The 19,375-nt window shown below is 48.5% G+C and carries 14 protein-coding genes and 5 pseudogenes; 8 read left to right on the top strand and 11 right to left on the bottom strand.

What is annotated here, in order from left to right:
* Position 1: 1 nt before the first annotated feature.
* The 4 genes from JCM12259_RS16435 to JCM12259_RS02680 form a co-directional block, all read right to left on the bottom strand.
* On the bottom strand, positions 2 to 1,066 hold the full coding sequence (locus tag JCM12259_RS16435; RefSeq protein WP_025065312.1) for a bifunctional 3-deoxy-7-phosphoheptulonate synthase/chorismate mutase type II: 1,065 nt from the start codon (positions 1,064 to 1,066) through the stop codon (positions 2 to 4).
* 6 nt (positions 1,067 to 1,072) lie between these two features.
* Positions 1,073 to 2,260, bottom strand: coding sequence for a pyridoxal phosphate-dependent aminotransferase (locus JCM12259_RS16440; RefSeq protein WP_172793006.1), 1,188 nt, complete (start codon positions 2,258 to 2,260; stop codon positions 1,073 to 1,075).
* Positions 2,238 to 3,083: a prephenate dehydratase gene (locus JCM12259_RS02675; RefSeq protein WP_025065314.1), complete on the bottom strand. Its 846-nt coding sequence runs from the start codon at positions 3,081 to 3,083 to the stop codon at positions 2,238 to 2,240. Before JCM12259_RS02675 ends, JCM12259_RS16440 begins: the two co-directional genes overlap by 23 nt.
* A 693-nt stretch (positions 3,084 to 3,776) precedes the next feature.
* Positions 3,777 to 4,667, bottom strand: coding sequence for a tetratricopeptide repeat protein (locus JCM12259_RS02680; RefSeq protein WP_025065315.1), 891 nt, complete (start codon positions 4,665 to 4,667; stop codon positions 3,777 to 3,779).
* A gap of 164 nt (positions 4,668 to 4,831) precedes the next feature.
* On the opposite strand from JCM12259_RS02680, the gene JCM12259_RS02685 reads away from it, so the two are divergent.
* The 6 genes and pseudogenes from JCM12259_RS02685 to JCM12259_RS02710 all read left to right on the top strand — a co-directional run bounded on the left by JCM12259_RS02685 (position 4,832) and on the right by JCM12259_RS02710 (position 9,026).
* Entirely contained in the window at positions 4,832 to 5,542 is a 711-nt protein-coding gene (locus tag JCM12259_RS02685; protein ID WP_051559119.1) for a transporter, read from the top strand.
* Between the two features lie 217 nt (positions 5,543 to 5,759).
* Positions 5,760 to 5,961 (top strand): annotated as a pseudogene (locus JCM12259_RS17715) (class I SAM-dependent methyltransferase); the annotation flags it as partial.
* A 534-nt stretch (positions 5,962 to 6,495) separates the two neighbouring features.
* Entirely contained in the window at positions 6,496 to 6,717 is a 222-nt protein-coding gene (locus JCM12259_RS02695) for a hypothetical protein (protein WP_025065318.1), read from the top strand.
* Between the two features lie 37 nt (positions 6,718 to 6,754).
* The gene (locus JCM12259_RS02700) at positions 6,755 to 7,144 is read left to right on the top strand and encodes a hypothetical protein (protein ID WP_025065319.1); all 390 of its coding nucleotides are present in this window, start codon (positions 6,755 to 6,757) and stop codon (positions 7,142 to 7,144) included.
* A gap of 116 nt (positions 7,145 to 7,260) precedes the next feature.
* Positions 7,261 to 8,199 carry a hypothetical protein gene (locus JCM12259_RS02705; RefSeq protein ID WP_148299556.1) on the top strand — a complete coding sequence of 313 codons (939 nt, stop codon included), beginning with the start codon at positions 7,261 to 7,263 and terminating at the stop codon, positions 8,197 to 8,199.
* A 407-nt stretch (positions 8,200 to 8,606) separates the two neighbouring features.
* Positions 8,607 to 9,026, top strand: a complete 420-nt coding sequence (locus JCM12259_RS02710) for an HU family DNA-binding protein (RefSeq protein ID WP_025065321.1) — start codon at positions 8,607 to 8,609, stop codon at positions 9,024 to 9,026.
* A gap of 245 nt (positions 9,027 to 9,271) precedes the next feature.
* Here the strand turns inward: JCM12259_RS02710 and JCM12259_RS16445 are convergent.
* From JCM12259_RS16445 to JCM12259_RS02725, 5 genes and pseudogenes are all read right to left on the bottom strand, one after another.
* A pseudogene (locus tag JCM12259_RS16445) lies at positions 9,272 to 9,556 on the bottom strand (glycoside hydrolase family protein); the annotation flags it as partial.
* Positions 9,543 to 9,629, bottom strand: a pseudogene (locus JCM12259_RS17120) (DUF4138 domain-containing protein); the annotation flags it as partial. The pseudogenes JCM12259_RS16445 and JCM12259_RS17120, both read right to left, overlap by 14 nt.
* 306 nt (positions 9,630 to 9,935) lie before the next feature.
* Positions 9,936 to 10,953, bottom strand: a pseudogene (recA, locus tag JCM12259_RS13475) (recombinase RecA).
* A gap of 113 nt (positions 10,954 to 11,066) precedes the next feature.
* Positions 11,067 to 12,334: pseudogene (locus JCM12259_RS13480) on the bottom strand (saccharopine dehydrogenase family protein).
* A 129-nt stretch (positions 12,335 to 12,463) separates the two neighbouring features.
* Positions 12,464 to 13,069: a DUF6621 family protein gene (locus JCM12259_RS02725; protein ID WP_025065322.1), complete on the bottom strand. Its 606-nt coding sequence runs from the start codon at positions 13,067 to 13,069 to the stop codon at positions 12,464 to 12,466.
* 188 nt (positions 13,070 to 13,257) lie between these two features.
* Between JCM12259_RS02725 and nhaD the strand changes: the two genes are divergently transcribed.
* Positions 13,258 to 14,598: a sodium:proton antiporter NhaD gene (nhaD, locus tag JCM12259_RS02730; protein WP_025065323.1), complete on the top strand. Its 1,341-nt coding sequence runs from the start codon at positions 13,258 to 13,260 to the stop codon at positions 14,596 to 14,598.
* A 265-nt stretch (positions 14,599 to 14,863) separates the two neighbouring features.
* Here the strand turns inward: nhaD and JCM12259_RS02735 are convergent, their stop codons facing one another.
* Both JCM12259_RS02735 and JCM12259_RS02740 read right to left on the bottom strand, forming a co-directional pair.
* Complete coding sequence (locus JCM12259_RS02735) at positions 14,864 to 16,276, bottom strand: aspartate ammonia-lyase (protein WP_025065324.1); 1,413 nt, start codon at positions 16,274 to 16,276, stop codon at positions 14,864 to 14,866.
* Between the two features lie 60 nt (positions 16,277 to 16,336).
* A complete protein-coding gene (locus JCM12259_RS02740) occupies positions 16,337 to 17,527 on the bottom strand; it encodes a porin (RefSeq protein WP_025065325.1) in 1,191 nt (396 codons plus the stop codon).
* Between the two features lie 343 nt (positions 17,528 to 17,870).
* Between JCM12259_RS02740 and JCM12259_RS02745 the strand changes: the two genes are divergently transcribed.
* Positions 17,871 to 18,725, top strand: a complete 855-nt coding sequence (locus tag JCM12259_RS02745) for an AraC family transcriptional regulator (RefSeq protein WP_159105367.1) — start codon at positions 17,871 to 17,873, stop codon at positions 18,723 to 18,725.
* The last annotated feature ends 650 nt before the right edge of the window (positions 18,726 to 19,375 follow it).

The raw sequence follows: 19,375 nt of genomic DNA on the forward strand, positions 1-19,375 counted from the left end.
TTTATCGATTGATGATTTCCATCTGCTGTCTTACACTCTCTTCATGAATATGCTCGAAGACGCTGGCGATAAATTCGGCAGACATGCCACAGAGAGCACCTTGTGCGCCGCGCTTATCCAGGATCTCGTTATAACGCGATGGCTGCAAAACCGTCATGTTGTGTTCTTTCTTATACTGTCCGATCTCACGACAGATGCGCATCCGTCGCGATAGCAAATCCATGATCTGGTTATCGAGATCGTCAATCTGACGCCGCAACTGAGTGATTCCCTCGGTGGTGACATGTTCGCTTCGCACGACGAGCAACGATAGGATATAATCCAGGACTTCGGGAGTCACCTGCTGCTTGGCATCGCTCCACGCTTCGTCGGGCGAACAATGACATTCCACGATCAGGCCATCAAAGCCGAGGTCCATTGCCTGTTGGCAAAGCGGCGCTATCAATTCACGACGCCCGCCGATGTGACTCGGGTCGCAGATGATAGGCAAGTTAGGGATGCGTCGGCGTAACTCAATGGGGATTTGCCACATCGGCATGTTGCGATAAATCTTCTTTTCATAACTCGAAAACCCTCGATGAATAGCGGCAATGCGCTTGATGCCGGCTTGGTTGATACGCTCCATGCCGCCGATCCACAGTTCGAGATCGGGGTTGACAGGGTTTTTGATAAAAACAGGAATGTCAACCCCATGCAGCGTGTCGGCCAGCGCCTGCATGGCAAACGGGTTGGCGCAAGTTCGGGCACCGATCCAAAGAATATCGAAATCGTATTTTAGGCATAACTCCACATGTTCAGGCGTTGCAACTTCGGTGGTGATAAGCATACCCGTCTCGTCTTTCACTCGCTTCATCCATGGTAAGGCCTTTTCACCGTTACCCTCGAACCCACCGGGTTTGGTACGTGGCTTCCAGATGCCCGCACGAAAAATATGGCATCCTTTACCTGCCAGTTCTTGTGCAGTGGTCATCACCTGCTTTTCTGTTTCTGCCGAACAAGGGCCAGCCATCACAATGGGGCGTTCGTGATCACTCGGTAAGTCGAGTGGTAATAAATCCAATTCCATAAGCATTTATTTGATTATCGTTTCTATTCTTTTTAATGCCTCATTCATTCTCTCATCCTTGGCACAAAGCGAAATGCGGATGTAACGACAGCCATTGCTGCCGAAGATGAAACCAGGCGTTATGAAAACATGTGCTTCCTGAAGCACACGCTCCGTGAGTTGTTCGGTATCTTGATATCTATCGGGGATCTTTCCCCACAAGAACATACCTACCTGTGCAGGATCAAACGTGCAACCAAGTGCCCTCATGATTCGTTCGGCGATGTCGCGTCGACGTCGATAGGTGTTGATATTGGCCTCTCGATGCCAAGCGGGCGAGTTCGTGTTATAAGCTTCGGCAGCTGCCAATTGCAAACCACGAAACATTCCGCTGTCAATGTTACTCTTGATTTTAAGAATCCATGAGATGTATTGGGCATTCGAAGCACACATCCCCACACGCCAGCCCGGCATGTTATGACTCTTCGACATCGAGTTAAGTTCGATACAATAGTCCTTTGCCCCCGGTATCTGCAACAATGAGATGGGATGCGAATTGAGGATCAATGAATAAGGATTGTCATTTACCACCACGATGGCGTGGCGTCGGGCAAAATCTACGAGACGCTCGAATGTTTCGCGTCGGGCATCGCCTCCCGTGGGCATATTGGGATAGTTGGTCCACATTAGTCTTACTCTCGAAAGATCCATCTGCTCTAATTCATCAAAGTTAGGTTGCCAACCGCAGTCTTCTCGCAGGTTATAGTTCACCACACCAGCCCCGAGAATCTTGCTGAGCGACGTATAAGTGGGGTATCCAGGGTTAGGAACGAGCACCTCATCGCCCGTATTTACAAATGCCAACGTGATGTGGAGGATGCCTTCTTTGGATCCGATGAGTGGTTGAATCTCGGTTTCTGGATCAAGCATCACATCATACCAACGTTTGTAAAAGCCCGCCATCGCCTGCCGAAGTTCTATCGTTCCCCGCGTAGGTTGATAACCATGAGCATCCGACCGAGCTGCGATCTCACAGAGTTTGTCAATCGTTTGCGGCGATGGAGGCATATCCGGCGACCCGATGGCAAGACTAATGATATCGCAACCAGCAGCATTGAGCAGCGCAACCTCTTTGAGTTTGCGACTGAAATAATATTCCTGCACCTCCGAGAGTCGGTTGGCAGGCTGCACCTCAGCTATTCGTTTGTTTTCCATCTGCATATTCTCCTAAAATTTTCAGCTCCTGGGTCAAGGGTCGAATAGCATCGACGCCCTGCCGATAACGTGTCAGACTGTTGTAAGTGACATCTACATAAAACAGATACTCCCATTCGTGACCGATCACTGGTAGTGATTGGATCTTCGTTAAGTTGATATGATAAAACGAGAGTATCGTCAAAACCTTCGACAAGCTGCCTTCTTCGTGCGGCAAAGAAAAGACCAAACTCGATTTATTCGACTGCTCCAAATCCCGTAGAGAATCTGTTCTCGCAGGATCAGAAACCACCAGGAAGCGGGTGAAATTATGTTTGTTGTCTTCGATATGATCTTCCAACACCTTCATACCATATCTTGCTGCCGCTGCTACATGACATATTGCAGCCCATCCCCGACATGTATTCTCCTTGATATAGGCTGCAGCTCCCGCCGTATCATCGGCTTCCACGGCTTTCAATCCAGGGTGACCAGCCAAGAAATTACGGCATTGCATCAGCGCAACCGGGTGCGAATGCACCTCGCAAAGACTGTCCCAATCATCGTCGGGAAGACAACAGATGGCATGCTGAATATGCAGTTTGAATTCGCCCACGATCGCTGTTCCTGATTCGCGTAACAGTTCATAATTGTGTAAAAGCGATCCGGCAATCGTGTTTTCGATAGCCAGCATCCCGATCACAGTGGGATCTTGCGCGATATTCTCAAATATTTGCTCGAATGTGTCGCAACAAATCAGTTGGATTTGTTCATCTTCGAAATATCGATGTGCCGCAATATCGTGAAACGATCCGACACGTCCCTGTATGGCAACTCTCTTCATTGGCTTTGTAATACTATGTTAACAAAAATCCCGCCTCATCTGAAATGAAGCGGGACTCCGATGCAATCCAATTTGATTTAACTTGTTATAAGTTGAAATTTACACGCAACTTCCCGCTTCGCAATAGCTTGCAAAGTAAAAGTAATAGTAACAAAAAGCTGCGTTCAATCCACTCATTACACGTCTCTCTATTGTTTAACTTGTTGCAAAGTTATTGTTTTCCATTCAATCATGCAAGTATTTCGACAGAAAAATGATTCTTTTTCTTTTCCCGATCAACAAACCATTGCATGAAGAAACAAGACAAAACACCTTCTTCTTAATTATGCAAATTAGAGCAGGAATACATCGCTTTTGATGCGAAAAACAGCGATCGAGCAATTGATTCATGCCATTTTGCCATGCGATTAACCGTTTATCAGAAGCTCGGAAATGGCTTTTTAGACAACGAAAAACAATCTTTTGCAGGTTCAAAATTGTCTATTTTATGTGTATTTACACACCATTCGGCGAACAGCAAAAACACAGTTTACTGATAACCAACACTTTACAAAATGCTCATTTCTCGCGTATTTCCTCCCGATCGAAATCTTGCTGGAAAATAACGGAGTATTGATGTCGTTATTTGATCAAATATTTTGACAAATGTCCAAGCCGAAATCAACTGACGCCTTGTGTGCAATTAATATTCTTTCAATCCCTACTAAACACGCCATAAGGATCATTGTTTTTATACTTTTGCTTGACTTGGCGCTCTATGCCGTCATCTGTTTGTCCACGATCAGCCGCTTCGGGCATCTGCTGCGACAATGCTTCGGCCTGCTGCAAATCAACATGGGCGAGACTTTCATCACCGTTTTCCAGATGCAATGCACCGCGTTCTTTGAAAGCATCGATGCAAAACGGATTCACATCCAGCACTTTTCCGTAGGTCGCAATGGCTTTCTCGATATCGCCTTTGCGGTGTTCGATCCGTGCTTTGAGCAACAACACGTCTTCATTATCGGTGATATGATCGAGCAACACATGCACATCCTCCTCGGCTTCAACCACCTCATCCATTTGCAAGAGCGTTTCGCCGCGCAACAGATAGGCATCGAAATAATCCGGTTTGAGCGTAATCGATTTGGTGAGCATGGCTATGGCGTTGACCGTGTCACCCTGCCCGAGACAGGCGCGAGCATATAGATAAGGTATCTGAGGATTCTCTCCGTCGAGCAACAAAGCCTTTTCGCACGTGTTGGCCATGGCTCCATAATCTTCCATCATATATGCCACATGGGCCATCCGAATCCAAATCTGCGCATTATCAGGCTGTGCATCGGCCAGTTTCTGCAATTGTTCGTAGGCCGGAAGCAGCTCACCCGCACTGATAAGAGCCTGCGACAGATAGTCGCGCACTTCTAAATCATCCTGCAATTCGAGTGCATGATTGAAACAATCTGCGGCAAAACGCACTTCGCCTGCACGCAAAGCCCGCACGCCATCATACTTCAACGTGTCGAAACTGCGCGCTTTCTCTTCTCTGATTTTCTCTTCCGGAGTCTCTTCCTTGCTTCCAAACAAGGCTCTAAAAATCTTCATTTTGTTTGTGTTATAAGAATTATAACGCAAAAATACGATAATTCCAAGTAAGCCCAAAACGATTCCTGAATAATTTATAACACGCTGATTGCAAACAATAATTTACTTAAAAAACGTCGGGACGATTTGGGATTTCAAGTCGGTTCGTCTATCTTTGTCCTGCAATGAAACGACATACACTCATCATATCAGCCCTGTTTTGCTGCCTATCAACCCATGCACAAGAGGTGAAAAGAGACCTTTCGCCGGTGATCTCTGCGCAGCAACCGATCTCATCGGCCGTTTCTCAGACGCGCGATGGCATCGTCTCTGCGACAGATAGATCATCCGTCGACTCATTACATCTGCCTACGCTCAACGCCAGCGGACAAGTGCAGCCGTTTCGTTTATCCCCACTTTATTGGGGCGGATGGTATTCTTGGAATCTGCATCGCGGTCTGAATATCAATCTCGGAACCTCTGTCTTTGCCCAATTCGGTAAAAACGCACACCGCGGAGCAGGCTTCACACAAAGTGTTTCGGCCCAGTATGCCATGCCGATCACATCAAGACTCTCATTTGCCTTAGGCGGATATTTCAACCACATCTATTGGGCACACGACAGTTTTCGCGATGCCGGCTTATCGGGTATGCTTGGTTATCGCTTCAACGAACACTGGGAAGCTTATTTATACGGTCAGAAATCATTGACCGACAACCGTCGCATCCCTTATCCTTTATATGATATGCAAATGATTGGCGACCGCATCGGCGCTGCTGTCAAATACAATGTCAATCCCAATTTCAGTATCCAAGTCTCCGTAGAACAAGGTTGGCTTCCTCGCCCAAACACCCTCTATTTCGACCAATACAATTATCCTGTGCCCAGGAATTAGCATCTGCGATTCCAAAGAAATAAGTCACTACTTTTGGCGATTGCGCATTTATAAAAATCATCGTACTTTTGCTCGCGAGTATTGAAGCATTAATGATAACACGATGAACAATAAAATTGAAAACAAACTGACCAATATGCCCGAGACGATGTTAATCACGCTATGGGCGAAAGCTGAGGAGTCTAAACGTCCGGACGCTTTGCTCCGAGACGAAGTAGGAAAAGATGTAGAGTTCAAATGGTCTGTGCTTGATACGAAAGAGATGGAAACGTGGAACAACAAGATACGACTGGCGAAAGAATATTATATGAGCGACTCATGATAAGGGCCGCTTTCCTTTCATATTCAGGATGCTCTACCATATTACTTGGTTCTATCGGCATTTCAATCAACGCGTCGTAAAGCTGCAAATCGGCTGAAAATCCCCTTTGCGAAACCACAAGAATCGCAAGGGTATATTCTTAATACAGAATAAAAAGGAGACGACAAATGAATATTCTTTATCTATTTCTTTGGTTATTTAAGAATGTTTACTTACCTTTGCGGGCGTTAATTCTTAGCCCCTAAGTTAGGGGGGGTCTGAACAAGAGCGAATTGATAATTGACAATTGAGAATTGATAATTCTGATATGATTAAAAGGACAAATATAAACAGCAACAGCGCGATGCAAAAGAACTTCGATTCTCTTGCATCTTTTAACGCTTTATATTTGCATATCTCGGAAAAAGTCTTAACACACACACACACACACACAATGCAGACGTGGTAACACCACAAATTTAAGTCTTCGCATACGCGCGCGCGTAGCGTGCCGTAACCATAGGCTGCAAAGGCTTTCCCGAGGGATTGCCTTTGCAGTTTTTTCGTGTATTTCCATCAACGGAAAATCCCGAAAAATGAATGAGAATAGAGAGAATTAACTAAATATTTCAATCCAATCAAACAGGTTTTTATGAAAAGAAAAGAATTAGAGAGACGGGCCTACTTAGCCCCCACACTTTCGGTTTACGCGATGCAGACCGAAAGTCAGTTCTTAGCAGGCTCAGAAGCCAGTGGCAACGCAGGCACAGGAGGCACAGGTACTGCCGATGGCGATGCCAAGCGCGGATGGATCGACGATGAAGAGGAAGAAGAAACCTCCTCCATTCCCACCCGCCAAAACCTATGGGACTAACAACAAACAAGTAAGAAACAATTAAAACAACGAAGAAATGAAAACAAAGAAATACCTCTCCCTCGCAGCCCTCGCCCTTTTGATAGCAGGCTGCGCCAACGAAGAAGCAGACAACGGCAAGAAGACCGACGACACCACCGACAAACTTACCTTCATCGGCAGCATGATTTCCGAGCCGGTAAAAGCCGAAAGCGCTACCCGCACCTCCTTAGACGGAATCTTCCCCGGCACTCCCGGTCTGAACAATGTAACATTCTACTGGGAGGTAGGCGATGAAATCTGGCTCGACAACAATCAACATGCCCCGGCCGACATCACAGCCAAGAACCCCAATGCCAAATTCGATTTCACAACTAAGGGCGGCATCGGTGGCAATGAGCGCATGGTTTACTATCCCGCAAGAACGCCACGACCTATAATCAGGTAACCATCCCCACCGTACAAACCCAAACCGCCGCCAACAACACAGAGAAACTCGGCGAGAACGGCGACTGCGGCGTAGCCAAGGCCACCAAGGTTGCTTACCGGAAATATAAATTCACATTGAAGCACAAGGCCTCCTACCTCTGCCTGTTGCCCCGCAGTGCCAACAATTTCACGAGCGACGTAAAAGTTATATCTGTCAAAGTAACATCCGACAACAACATTGCCGGTACTTACACCCTGCCCAATACCGAGACCGGCGCCCTTACCGGCAGCGGTTCCTCGAAAGAAATAACCGTGAATGCCACCGGCGCCGAACTCTCCACCGCCACCACCGACCAATCGAAGAACGCCATCTACGTCGTTATTGCTCCCGGCACACATAAACTGACACTTGAATATACGATAGAAGATTCAAAGACCAACGTTAAGGGAACAATCAAAAAGGCCATCGTACAGAAAGATTACAAAGAAAACACCGTCTATCCCCTCACGGCCAACTTAACAGTACTCGATTATTCAAGTTCGTTTACTCAATATTATATGTGGGATGCTGCCGAGGGAGAATATTTTTGGAAAGGATATGAAAACGAACAGCCCAGTACTGTTTGGGACAGCAACAATGGTAATTATCCTAAGAATAACAGTGATCCCCGTTGGTATAATGAAGATTTATCAGGATATCATAATTATAACGATAATATCGATCCTGCTGTCAAAGCCACACGTTCTTGCAAAGACTGCCCCAATATCAATGAAGTGTTATGGTATATTCATCGGGATTACGGCGATCCGCATTGGGATGATATAAACATTTGGGCAATGAAAGGACACCTTTATAAGCACGGAATGTGGTTTAAAAAGAAAGCAGCTATAGGTAGCAGTTTCAGTTCCGAGAAGGCTCCTGACGGAAGAGATTATAGGCGGACAAGAGATCTCTGTCATTACAATATCGTGCCCCCTCGTCTCTCAACCTCCCCACTCGCCAATCCTAGCGATTATTTCTTTTTGCCATCACTTGGTCGTTATTGGAACGACGATGGTAACTCGTTAATTTAGGTGTGTGCGGATCTTATTGGATAAGTACCCCATATTGGGGAACTACTTATCCAGATCCAAAATTTGTATACGAACTCGAATTAACAAATTATCAGTTAAGTATGTACGGAGCGGGACCGCGCTATTATGGATGCAGGATATGGAAACTTGACGGAGTGGATTACCCTCAACCGTAGGAATGATATGACTTGCCGAAGAATATGTATACATATTGCGCGGAATATGATATCATATTTGGCAGAATATGTACACATATTTTCGAGAATATGATATCATATTTTTCGGCGAATGGAAACAAATTTGTAACAGAGTGATAAACAGCGCATTACGGAACGATTGCAGTCCGCCCTGCCGGAGCGCTGAAAACCAAGCAAAAATGGGCGGAGAAACCAAAAACTTAGCAAATTATGGCAAAGAAACCATTGGCCTACGTGCTCTACGAGCACATAGCGGGCACAGGCTCGCTGAAAGGCAAAACCGTTATTCAGGCGCGCGCCACGGGTCGGCACCGCATCAGCCACCGCGATTTCTGCGAGGCCGTAGCCCGCGCCACCACCTTTACCGGCGCCGAAGTCGAGGCCGTTCTGCGCTTATCTGCCCAAGTGGCGAAAACATACGTAGAGAACGGCGACATCGTAGACTTCGGCGACTTGGGCACGCTGCGCCCCTCGTTCCAAAGCAAGTTGGTGGAAAAGGGCAAAGAGGAGTTCGATGCCCACAAACACATCGTTCGCCCGCGGGTCGGCCTCGTTCCCTCTCGCGCCTACTTCACGCTTCAAGGCGTAAACTACGAGCGTGTGCCGGCCAAGGAGAAGAAGAAGCCGTAAGAGGTTATACCGGAAGCACAAACCGAGTGTAACTCCGCGCATAACGCGAACTTAATAGAACCGTCGCCAAGCGATATTTTACTGCTTGGCGGCGGTTTTGTTGGACTAATCTGTATTTAGTCCGGTATGTAGTAAAAAATCCGCAGTGTAATTCAAACTACACTGCGGACTAATTTTGCTCCTCTTGCAGCCCTTTATTTATCGGCGTTGCGAGAGGGGCGTTTTTGTGTTTCTGTGCAGGCAAGCTATGGCACATAGAACAGCATAAGCTCCACTCTTCGCCGCCTGACCAATCCCCTGAGCACTTTGCCTTTGTATCGGCAGAAAGAGACATACTCACGGAAGATATTCCTGTCGCCGGCTTCAATCTTTCGCAGTAGTCGGCTTTTGGAGTGCCTGCCGTAACCGAGCAACCTGCCTGTGCCGACATTGTAAAACAAGACGGTCAGCAGCAGCGCGTCTTTCCCATACTTTCTAAACACCCTGTACCGCTTGATAAGGTAGGCACGGAGCAGCGCGTCTGCCGTTCTTCTCGGTCAGTTCCACTACAAGGCATTTGTCGTCGGGCATGGTAAACTTCGCCATCGCAAAGACCGAGCGCTCCTAAGATTCGCGTGATCTTTACGCCCGGCGTCGCGTTTAAGAAAAGACTCAAAGACGTGGCGTTTGAGATGGTGAAGAAAGGATGATTGAAAGGTGAAAAGGTGGAAAAGTGAAAGGGTGAAAAGATGGTGGTTAGTCTTTTCGCCCTTTTTCTGTATAGGGTAGGTACGGTAGGTGCAGTAGGTGGATTTATCATTGCGCGTAGCGCAATCATTCAACATTCCTAATTCAACACTCCACATTCAAAACTGAGACGGCGGGGGTTCATGGACTGAACACCCGACGTCTATGTGTCAATCAGCCAAGTTATCGGGCTTTGTCGGCGATGGCCTGCTTGATGAGACCTTCAAGCTCCTCACACAGCTCGGGATTATCTTTGAGAATGGCTTTGCTGCCATCACGTCCCTGCGCCAGTTTCGAACCATTATAGCTGAACCAACTGCCGCTCTTCTGAATGATGTTGTATTCCACGCCAAGATCCAAGATCTCGCCGACCTTGGAAATTCCTTCGCCGAAAGTGATCTCAAACTCTGCTTTGCGGAAGGGTGGAGCAACCTTGTTCTTGACGACCTTGACGCGGACTTGATTGCCGACGATCTGATCGCCATCTTTCAGGCTGGTTACCTTACGGATATCGAGACGCACGGAGGCATAGAATTTCAAGGCATTTCCACCGGTGGTCGTCTCGGGATTACCGAACATCACACCGATCTTTTCGCGCAGTTGGTTGATGAAGATACATGTGGTGTTGGTCTTGGCAATCGTCGACGTGAGTTTGCGCAGGGCCTGGCTCATCAGTCGTGCTTGCAAGCCCACGGCTGATTCGCCCATATCGCCTTCGATCTCTTTCTTCGGTGTGAGCGCTGCCACAGAGTCGATCACCAAGATGTCCACAGCACTGGAACGGATGAGTTGGTCGGCTATCTCCAAGGCTTGTTCGCCGTGTCGGGTTGCGAAATCCACAAGTTGTCGATATCCACGCCGAGTTTAGCGGCATAGAAGCGGTCGAAAGCGTGTTCGGCATCGATGAAAGCCGCAATACCTCCGGCTTTCTGTGCCTCGGCGATGGCATGGATGGCCAAAGTTGTCTTACCTGACGACTCAGGACCGTAGATCTCGATGATGCGCCCGCGGGGATAGCCGCCCACGCCGAGCGCCGCATCCAGTCCGATGCTGCCCGTGGGAATGACGTCTACTTGTTCGATCTTCTCTCTCCGAGTTTCATAATCGACCCTTTTCCGAAATCTTTTTCTATCTTAGACATGGCAGCCTGCAAAGCTTTCAGCTTCGCTTCCTGCACATTGGGTTCTGTTGATTCTTTCATAAATTAAATGTATTGTCTGCCGAACGCTTCCTCACCTTACCCTGTTGGGAGATGGAAATAGCTGTTGGCAGGTTTAATGTGAGATATTTGAATATGTTTGCTATGATTATTCCTTAGAGTGCTCCCGCCTGATAGGCTCCGTCTGCGGAAGGCTCTGCGGGGGTGAACACTTCGTGCCATGGCAGTCCCTGCTTGTTGAGTTGTTCCATGAAGGGATCGGGATCGAAGTCTTCCACATTCCACACGCCGGGCTTCCGCCAAATGCCTTTGAGGAACATCATCGCACCGATCATGGCGGGTACGCCCGTGGTGTAACTCACGCCCTGCATACCGGTTTCCCGATAGGCTTCCTGGTGCTTGCAGTTGTTATAGACATAGTAAGACAGCTCCTTCCCATCTTTGATGCCACGGATATGGCAGCCGATAGAGGTTTCACCGTCATAGTTTTCACCGAGATCTTGGGGATTAGGCAACACGGCTTTGAGAAACTGCAAGGGAACGATCTTCACGCGGGCTGTCTTGCCCGAATTGTCTGCCAACGGCGCCTCATATTCGATCTCGTCGATCCGCGACATACCCAGATTCTGTATTACATCCAAATAAGTGAGGTATTGCTGACCAAAAGTCATCCAGAAGCGTGCCTGCTTGATGGTGGGATAGTTCTTAACCAGGCTTTCCAATTCTTCGTGGTGCATCAGATAGCTTTCGCGCGGACCGATATTGGGATATGTGATCGGACGATGAACGGCGAGCGGCTCGGTCTCGATCCATTCTCCATCCTTATAATATAAGCCTTTCTGGGTGATCTCCCGGATGTTGATCTCGGGATTGAAGTTGGTGGCGAATGCCTTGTGGTGATTGCCTGCGTTACAATCGACGATGTCTAAGTAATGTATTTCGTCAAAGTAATGCTTGGCGCATAAGCTGTAAAGATACCGCTCACACCCGGATCAAAACCGCATCCGAGGATGGCCGTGAGACCGGCCTGTTTGAAACGGTCGGCATAAGCCCACTGCCAGCTGTATTCGAAGTGAGCTTCATCGCGCGGCTCATAATTGGCCGTGTCAAGATAATTGACACCGCAGGCCAGACAAGCCTCCATGATGGTGAGATCTTGATAAGGCAGTGCGAGATTGATCACCAGTGTCGGCTTATAATCGTTGAAGAGTGCCTTGAGCTGCTCCACATCGTCGGCATCCACTTGTGCCGTTTTGATAGCTGGATTTCCGATAGCCCTGACTATCGCATCGCATTTCTCCTTGCGACGCGAAGCAATCATGAAATCAGTAAATACGTCAGCATTCTGTGCAATCTTGAATGCTGCAACGGTAGCGACGCCACCGGCGCCGATCATCAAAACCTTATTTAATTCATGATTCATAGTTCACAATTGATAATTAATATTTGATTCGTTGTTCATCATTCGCTGTTCTTTCCTTGATTCACCACTCACGCATCATCACTCGACATCGAAGTTGTCCACTTCCTGATTATAGAGATGAATTGTGAACTATGAATTGCCCTCGATTTCCTCTCCTCTGATCCCCAATGCGTTCATCAGCGAGTAACCGAGAATCTCTTGGCGGAAATTGCCGCCTTCCATCGGCTGCATGGCAAAGACGGTGACACGCTTAGAATCGTCGACATATCGGAGTGCTTGACGGACATCGTCATACACGCCGGCGCTCTCCACATTGGGAATGAGCATCACCCGACGCACTTCCTGCTGCGCACAGGCGGTCTGCAAAATATCGATCAACATGTCGTCTTTGCTCACCATGGCTTCCACCGGAAGCGCATCGATCACAAACTCTCCCAAATGGTCTCGGAAAGCCTTCCCCCTGAGTTCCTGTTCATAATCGGCCGGCACAAAGTTGTCCAGCGCCTTGCTGTCTCGGTCATGAAGCAACACCACCTGTGTCCGGTTTTCACCTTCGCGCAGCCCACCGTCGAGCGCGATGCAATCGACCCATCTTGCCAAGTCTGCCTGCGGGATATGTCGTCCGATCATACGCTCGAAGTTGACAATGAGATTGAATGCCACTTGGTCTATGTAATCGGCATCGGCAATGATCAAATTCTCACTCCATGGGGTTTGTGTCGTCTCATTTTTCATTGTTGCAAAGATAGCGTAAATCAGTAAAAGGACAAAACAAATCCTCGTTTATTTTGCCCCGTGCGATTCTCCTCGCACCTGATTTCTGATGAAAATCAGCATAAAACGCATATTGACCTCTTTTTATTAGGACGTTTAGATTTTATGGCGTATCTTTGCCATCCGAAATTACTAAAAACATACAAAGAATGACATCTCTAACGTTAGCGATCATTATCGTATTCATTGCGGGCTATTTGTGCATAGCCTTAGAGAGTGTGACAAAAGTCAACAAGGCAGCCATCGCATTGTTGATGTTCGTTTTCTGCTGGACATTGTTCATGATTGATCCCGGAGCTTACCTTACCGGTGTCGGCAGCGAAGGACTGGCCAACGCGGTGAGCAACGCCATCGAGCATCATCTCGGAAGCACGTCGACCACGCTATTCTTCCTAATGGGAGCTATGACCATCGTGGAAATCGTCGACCAAAACGGCGGATTCAATTTCGTACGCGACACGATGAAGACCAAGAGCAAACGGACACTGCTATGGCGCATTGCCGTGATGACATTCTTTCTATCTGCCATCCTCGACAATCTCACCACGAGCATCGTGATGATTATGATCCTGCGCAAACTCGTGCCCGACCGCAATGACCGGCTCATCTATGCCTCACTGATCATCATCTCGGCCAATTCCGGCGGTGCATTCTCTCCGATCGGCGACGTGACAACCATCATGCTGTGGAACAAGGGCCTTATCACTGCTGCGGGCGTCATCAAGGAGATCTTCCTACCATCTGTCGTCTCAATGGTCATTCCGGCCCTGATCTTACAGACTTCGCTCAAAGGCGAGCTTGCCACCACCGACATTAAGATGAAATCCGACTATCAGATGCTCGACTTCAACAGCAGGCAACGCAAGGTGATCTTCTTCCTCGGCGTGGGTGGTCTGATGTTTGTGCCTATCTTTAAATCCATAACCCACCTGCCCCCGTTTGTCGGCATACTACTGGTGCTCGGTCTGCTGTGGACTGTCACCGAAATATTCTACCGCCATGTGCATCGCACCAACGACGGCATGTCGCGGCGGGTGAGCAACCTGCTCTCGCGCATCGACATGTCTACCATCCTTTTCTTCCTCGGCATCTTGATGGCTGTGGCCTGCTTAGAAGAAGTGGGCGTGCTCACAGCCTTAGGCCAATGGCTCAACGAGGTGTCGGGCGGCAATCACTATATCGTGACAGGCGTCATCGGTGTCATTTCGAGCATCGTAGATAACGTGCCTCTGGTGGCCGGCTGCATGGGTATGTATCCCGTGGCCCCCACGGGCGACATGGCCGTCGACGGCATCTTTTGGCAACTCCTGGCTTACTGTGCCGGCGTGGGCGGTTCGATCCTGATCATCGGCAGTGCGGCCGGTGTCGTTGTCATGGGCTTAGAGAAGATCACGTTTGGCTGGTACATGAAGCGCATCTCTTGGCTTACGCTGGTAGGTTATCTGGCCGGCATATTCTCTTATTGGCTCATCCGCACGTTCTTGTTCTAAATGAATGGAGCATGGCCCCTGACTCATAGAGCCATGGGCTGACATCTTATAACACATGTTGAGAAGTCGTATACTTGTGCCCCACAGGTATACGACTTGTTCTTGACCACTCGCATACTTCTCAATCGCCCTGATAAGACAGCAAGCGAGATCTCCATGACCCATCATCCATGAGTCATCCGGCCAATCACAGTGAGATATAGACAGAAAAAGCTGCATCTGCCCCCGCAGATGCAGCTTTGCATAAGGAAAGTCGGTGACGTCGCTATTTCATGAACTGATGAGAAGCGAGCATCTGTTTCGGGTCGAGTGCTTCATCCAGCTTTTCCTTCGTCATCAACCCTTGTTCTAGGATGATGTCATAGACAGAGCGGTTGGTGTCTAAAGCCTCTTTGGCCACCTTGCTGCATGCCTTATAGCCGAGGTAAGGATTCAACGCCGTCACGATGCCGATGCTGTTTTTCACCATCTCGTAGCAGTGCTCCTTATTGACGGTGATGCCCAGGATGCACTCCTCTGTGAGCGTATCAATGGCGTTGTGCAGCCACCACAGGCTCTCGAAGAGCGACTCGGTGATGACGGGTTCCATGACGTTTAGTTCTAACTGACCGGCCTCAGCAGCGAAAGAAATCGTGGTGTCGTTGCCGATCACCTTGAAACAAACTTGATTGGTGACTTCGGGTATCACGGGATTCACCTTTCCCGGCATGATCGAAGAACCGGGAGCCTTGGGCGGCAGGTTGATTTCGTGTAGGCCACAACGCGGTCCCGATGCCATCAGTCTCAGATCGTTACAAATCTTGGAGAGTTTCACTGCCAAGCGTTTCAGCGCCGACGAATAGCTGACATAGGCTCCCGTGTCGGGCGTTGCCTCGACCAGGTCGGAAGCGGGCACGAAGGTCTCACCGGTGAGCTTGCTGAGGTTGTCAGCACAGAGCTTGGCAAATCCGGGTACGGCATTCAATCCTGTACCGATGGCAGTGCCTCCCATGTTGATCTCGTGGAGCAGCTTCACGTTGCGCTCGAGGTTGAGAATCTCTTCTTCCAAATTGGTGGCATAAGCGTTGAACTCCTGTCCGATGGTCATAGGAACGGCGTCCTGCAATTGGGTTCGACCCATTTTAAGGGCATCCTTATACTCGTCTCCCTTGTAACGAAGGGCCGAGATCAAGCCCGCCAGACTGGCCACAAGCGCCTTGTTCATACGGATGATGGCGAGGCGTATGGTCGTCGGGTAGACGTCATTGGTGGACTGACCGCAGTTGCAATGGTCATTGGGGTAACAGTATTGGTATTCCCCTTTCTTATGTCCCATGATTTCGAGGGCACGGTTAGCAATCACCTCATTGGCATTCATGTTGACCGATGTGCCGGCACCTCCCTGCATCATATCAATGGGGAAATCTTCGTGGAATTTGCCGTCGATGATTTCACGGCAAGCTTGCGAGATAGCCCCGGCAATCTCGTCGTTGATAACGCCCAAGGTGTGGTTGGTCTGTACGGCAGCCAACTTGACATAAGCAATGGCGATGATGTAATCTGGGTAATCGCGTATCTTCTTCCGTGAGATGTGATAGTTGTTGATACCGCGCTGCGTTTGCACGCCATAGTAAGCCTCTGCGGGCACGTTGAGTTCGCCTAAAAGGTCGGACTCTACTCTGAACTTTTGTTCTGACATAGTGTTTTAGTTGTTTAAGTTAATGAGTTTATTACAATTCTCTGTTTTCTGTTTTTCACCTTAGAAACATTTGATCCGGTACATGAATCCGAGTTCGATTCTGTTGGTATGATCGTCGGCCAGCCCCGATTGATCGGAATACTTGCGGTTATGTCCGATATAGCTGAGCGACACACGGAGGTCTTGCGTCGGGTCGGGATAATATTCCACGCCGCCCGAGTAACCGATCGACTTGCGATAGTTTTTAAAGTGATCGGAGTGGGGCATACTGGCTGTCTCGTAACTACCCTTGACGAAAACATTCCATTGGGGGCGGCATTGCCAGTGGGCTTCGGTGATCAACGAGTTGTAATGCACGGCCGTATAGCTATGCGTGGCGGCTGCGCCTGGCACACCGGCCATGTCTTTCACCTCGGCGGAAACAATGCCGAGACGATCGAAGCTGTCGAATTCTCCCATATAATCGAAATACCATTGGAAAGTGGGTAGATTGAGTTTCTGACCCAGAATGAGCATGCGCGAATACTTGTGTTGTGCTTGCGTCTGTAAGCCCCATGACCACCGTGTCTGCAACTTGTCGCTGAAGAAGCTGCCGTTCCAGTTCACGATGTAAGTCAATGGATGCTTGGCAGCACGAATATGATGCATGGCCAGCATTGCGTTGTCTTCATCGAGCGTGCCGTTGTTGGTGTTGGTGACATCAACAACCAACTCCTGCGTGGGCACGGGACGATAAGCGACCGATAGGCCGGCCATATAATTCTCCATCGATCCCACCATGTCGGAGAACTCGTAGACGTACATCGGGTTTATGTCGAATTCAAATCCTCCCCAATGCTGGCATATCTTCCCCGCGGATACGGTCCATTTGTCGTTTACGTGGTAACCGATCAACATAATATCCGTGGCCTTGGCAAAATTGTCTTCACCTTTGGAGGAGTTGGATTTGTTGAGTCTATGCCGTAGCCGATAAAACAATCGATCGGTGAGATCGCCCATGATCTCCAATCGCAACTCCTTGTTGACAAAGCCGGTGGTCCATGGGCCGCTCTCGTCTCTTGCTTGTGCCGCGGCTGCACAGTTGAGGTAGAGATTGAAGGCATCGGTGTTCTTCTCCAATTTCAAGACACGGTCAGCCAGCGATTTGTAGTTGCCGTCCGGGCCGCCCATATCGGTGTTGTTCCCTTGTGCATGACTCTGCGCGGTCGCCGAGAGTAGTGCGACTATCAGGATCAGTCGTATTTTCTTCATCGGTATGCGTATTATAGGAATAGGATTCATATTTGTTGAAGACGTATGAGCCATTCCCACCATGCCATAAACTCCCCATCCGATGCCGCCGACACGTGCTCGGGTAAAGATCAAAGCCAAGACAATGGCCCATTGTAGCAGTATAAGAGCGGTCAACATATGATTCCTATTTATTGTCAATCGGTAATTGTTATCAGTTCGGTAGTCATTGGCAAAAGTAGGAATAATCGCCGATAGCAAAGTTATAAATAACGATTCTATTTTTGTAAATAACGAAACTTCTTCGTATTTTTGCGTCAAAAGCATGTTCATGAGCAACAACGGAATCCTAAGTTTACAACAGATGGCAGCGCGTTACGCCATCCAAGACATTTTCGAAGCCAGTGTAGTCTACTTCCATTCAGCCTCAGACGACCATGCATCAATGCTCGATTTCGCCGGGAGAATCAGCTTTTATGAAATGTTGGTGGTGCGAAAAGGCCAGTTGGGAGTGCGTGTCGGCGACAACGACATCACGCTTCGGGCAGGCGATCTACTGATTCTCACGCCCTTCCAGCCTGTTATCACGCGCAGCTTAGGCACCCAAACCGAAGTGGAAGGACTACTCATCGAGACCAATTTCTATGCCGGTTTGCGATCACTCGATCGTGAAACAGATGTGATGATGCCCACGGTGATCACCAATTCCAATCTCGTTTTCCACCTCGGACACACCCAAACTGCCAATTTGATCAGTCTGTTACGCCAGATTCAGAAAGCCATTCGCCAGCCCCACCTCTATAAATTAGAGATTCTCAAATCGTTTGTCCACATCTGTTTACTGTTTATCACTGAATTGCCTTACGACAACAGTGTGCTCACCCACGACTTCAAACACAAAGAAAACATCTTCAAGATCTTCATTCACCTGGCTCATTCCAATTTCCGGAAAGAGCGACAGATCCGTTTTTATGCCGACAAACTCAATATGACCACCACTTATTTGTCACGCACCGTGCGCGAAATCTCGGGTACGACGGTCTATGATCACCTGGCCCTTCTCACTTATCATGAAGCCTGCATGCTCTTGCGCACCTCCGATCTCACTGTCGGCGAAATAGCCGACCTGCTCCATTTCAACGACACCTCGGCTTTCACCAATTTCTTCAAAGGCAAAGCCGGCGTCTCACCATTGAGTTATCGAAATAAAAAAGAGTAGTCGCTCATGCCTCATCGCTGGACGCCGGATAGGACTGTTAATCGCAATTCAAATCCCTGATATTGTTGCCTGTCATCCATTTTTCTCAAAATTTGTTTGCACGGTTAAGATTTATTACTTACCTTTGCCCCCGGTTTCCGCCTTCGCCCCCTAAGTTAGGGGGATGGGGGTCTGAACAATTAAAGAGATGATAAAGCAAGCAAATATAAACAGCAGTAGCACGATGCAAAAGAACTCCGTTTCTCTTGCATCTTTTAACGCTTTATATTTGCATATCTCGGAAAAAGTCTTAACACACACACACACACACACATCTCACCTGGCGTAGATACCTTCACGGCTTTATCTTACGCGCGCGCGTAAGGCATGCGCTAAACACCAATAAACAAAGGGCTTCTCGGAGTTCCCTTTGTTCTTTTTCATGTCCTTTTGCCAACGGCAAGGGGGAAAATTTCACGAATTATTCATTCTAAAACATAGCGAATATGAACAGAAAACAATTAGAGAGTAGGGCTTATGCGAAGCCCGCAGTTGAGGCAATCCGTTTGGAGCCTCACAGTGAGTTAATGGACACCTCGTTCCCCAACAGCGGCGGGCATAACAAGGCTGGCGATGACGGAGACGATCTTAGCGCCAAGCAAGGTTGGTTC

This window comes from Hoylesella enoeca JCM 12259 (genome assembly GCF_000613405.1).
Classification (GTDB): domain Bacteria; phylum Bacteroidota; class Bacteroidia; order Bacteroidales; family Bacteroidaceae; genus Prevotella; species Prevotella enoeca.

Bases quoted from the DNA above. Each gene is read 5' to 3' on its own strand.
- JCM12259_RS16435 (WP_025065312.1), bottom strand. From the start codon at position 1,066: ATGGAATTGGATTTATTACCACTCGACTTACCGAGTGATCACGAACGC.
- JCM12259_RS16440 (WP_172793006.1), bottom strand. From the start codon at position 2,260: ATGGAAAACAAACGAATAGCTGAGGTGCAGCCTGCCAACCGACTCTCG.
- JCM12259_RS02675 (WP_025065314.1), bottom strand. From the start codon at position 3,083: ATGAAGAGAGTTGCCATACAGGGACGTGTCGGATCGTTTCACGATATT.
- JCM12259_RS02680 (WP_025065315.1), bottom strand. From the start codon at position 4,667: ATGAAGATTTTTAGAGCCTTGTTTGGAAGCAAGGAAGAGACTCCGGAA.
- JCM12259_RS02685 (WP_051559119.1), top strand. From the start codon at position 4,832: ATGAAACGACATACACTCATCATATCAGCCCTGTTTTGCTGCCTATCA.
- JCM12259_RS02695 (WP_025065318.1), top strand. From the start codon at position 6,496: ATGAAAAGAAAAGAATTAGAGAGACGGGCCTACTTAGCCCCCACACTT.
- JCM12259_RS02700 (WP_025065319.1), top strand. From the start codon at position 6,755: ATGAAAACAAAGAAATACCTCTCCCTCGCAGCCCTCGCCCTTTTGATA.
- JCM12259_RS02710 (WP_025065321.1), top strand. From the start codon at position 8,607: ATGGCAAAGAAACCATTGGCCTACGTGCTCTACGAGCACATAGCGGGC.
- JCM12259_RS02725 (WP_025065322.1), bottom strand. From the start codon at position 13,069: ATGAAAAATGAGACGACACAAACCCCATGGAGTGAGAATTTGATCATT.
- nhaD (WP_025065323.1), top strand. From the start codon at position 13,258: ATGACATCTCTAACGTTAGCGATCATTATCGTATTCATTGCGGGCTAT.
- JCM12259_RS02735 (WP_025065324.1), bottom strand. From the start codon at position 16,276: ATGTCAGAACAAAAGTTCAGAGTAGAGTCCGACCTTTTAGGCGAACTC.
- JCM12259_RS02740 (WP_025065325.1), bottom strand. From the start codon at position 17,527: ATGAAGAAAATACGACTGATCCTGATAGTCGCACTACTCTCGGCGACC.
- JCM12259_RS02745 (WP_159105367.1), top strand. From the start codon at position 17,871: ATGGCAGCGCGTTACGCCATCCAAGACATTTTCGAAGCCAGTGTAGTC.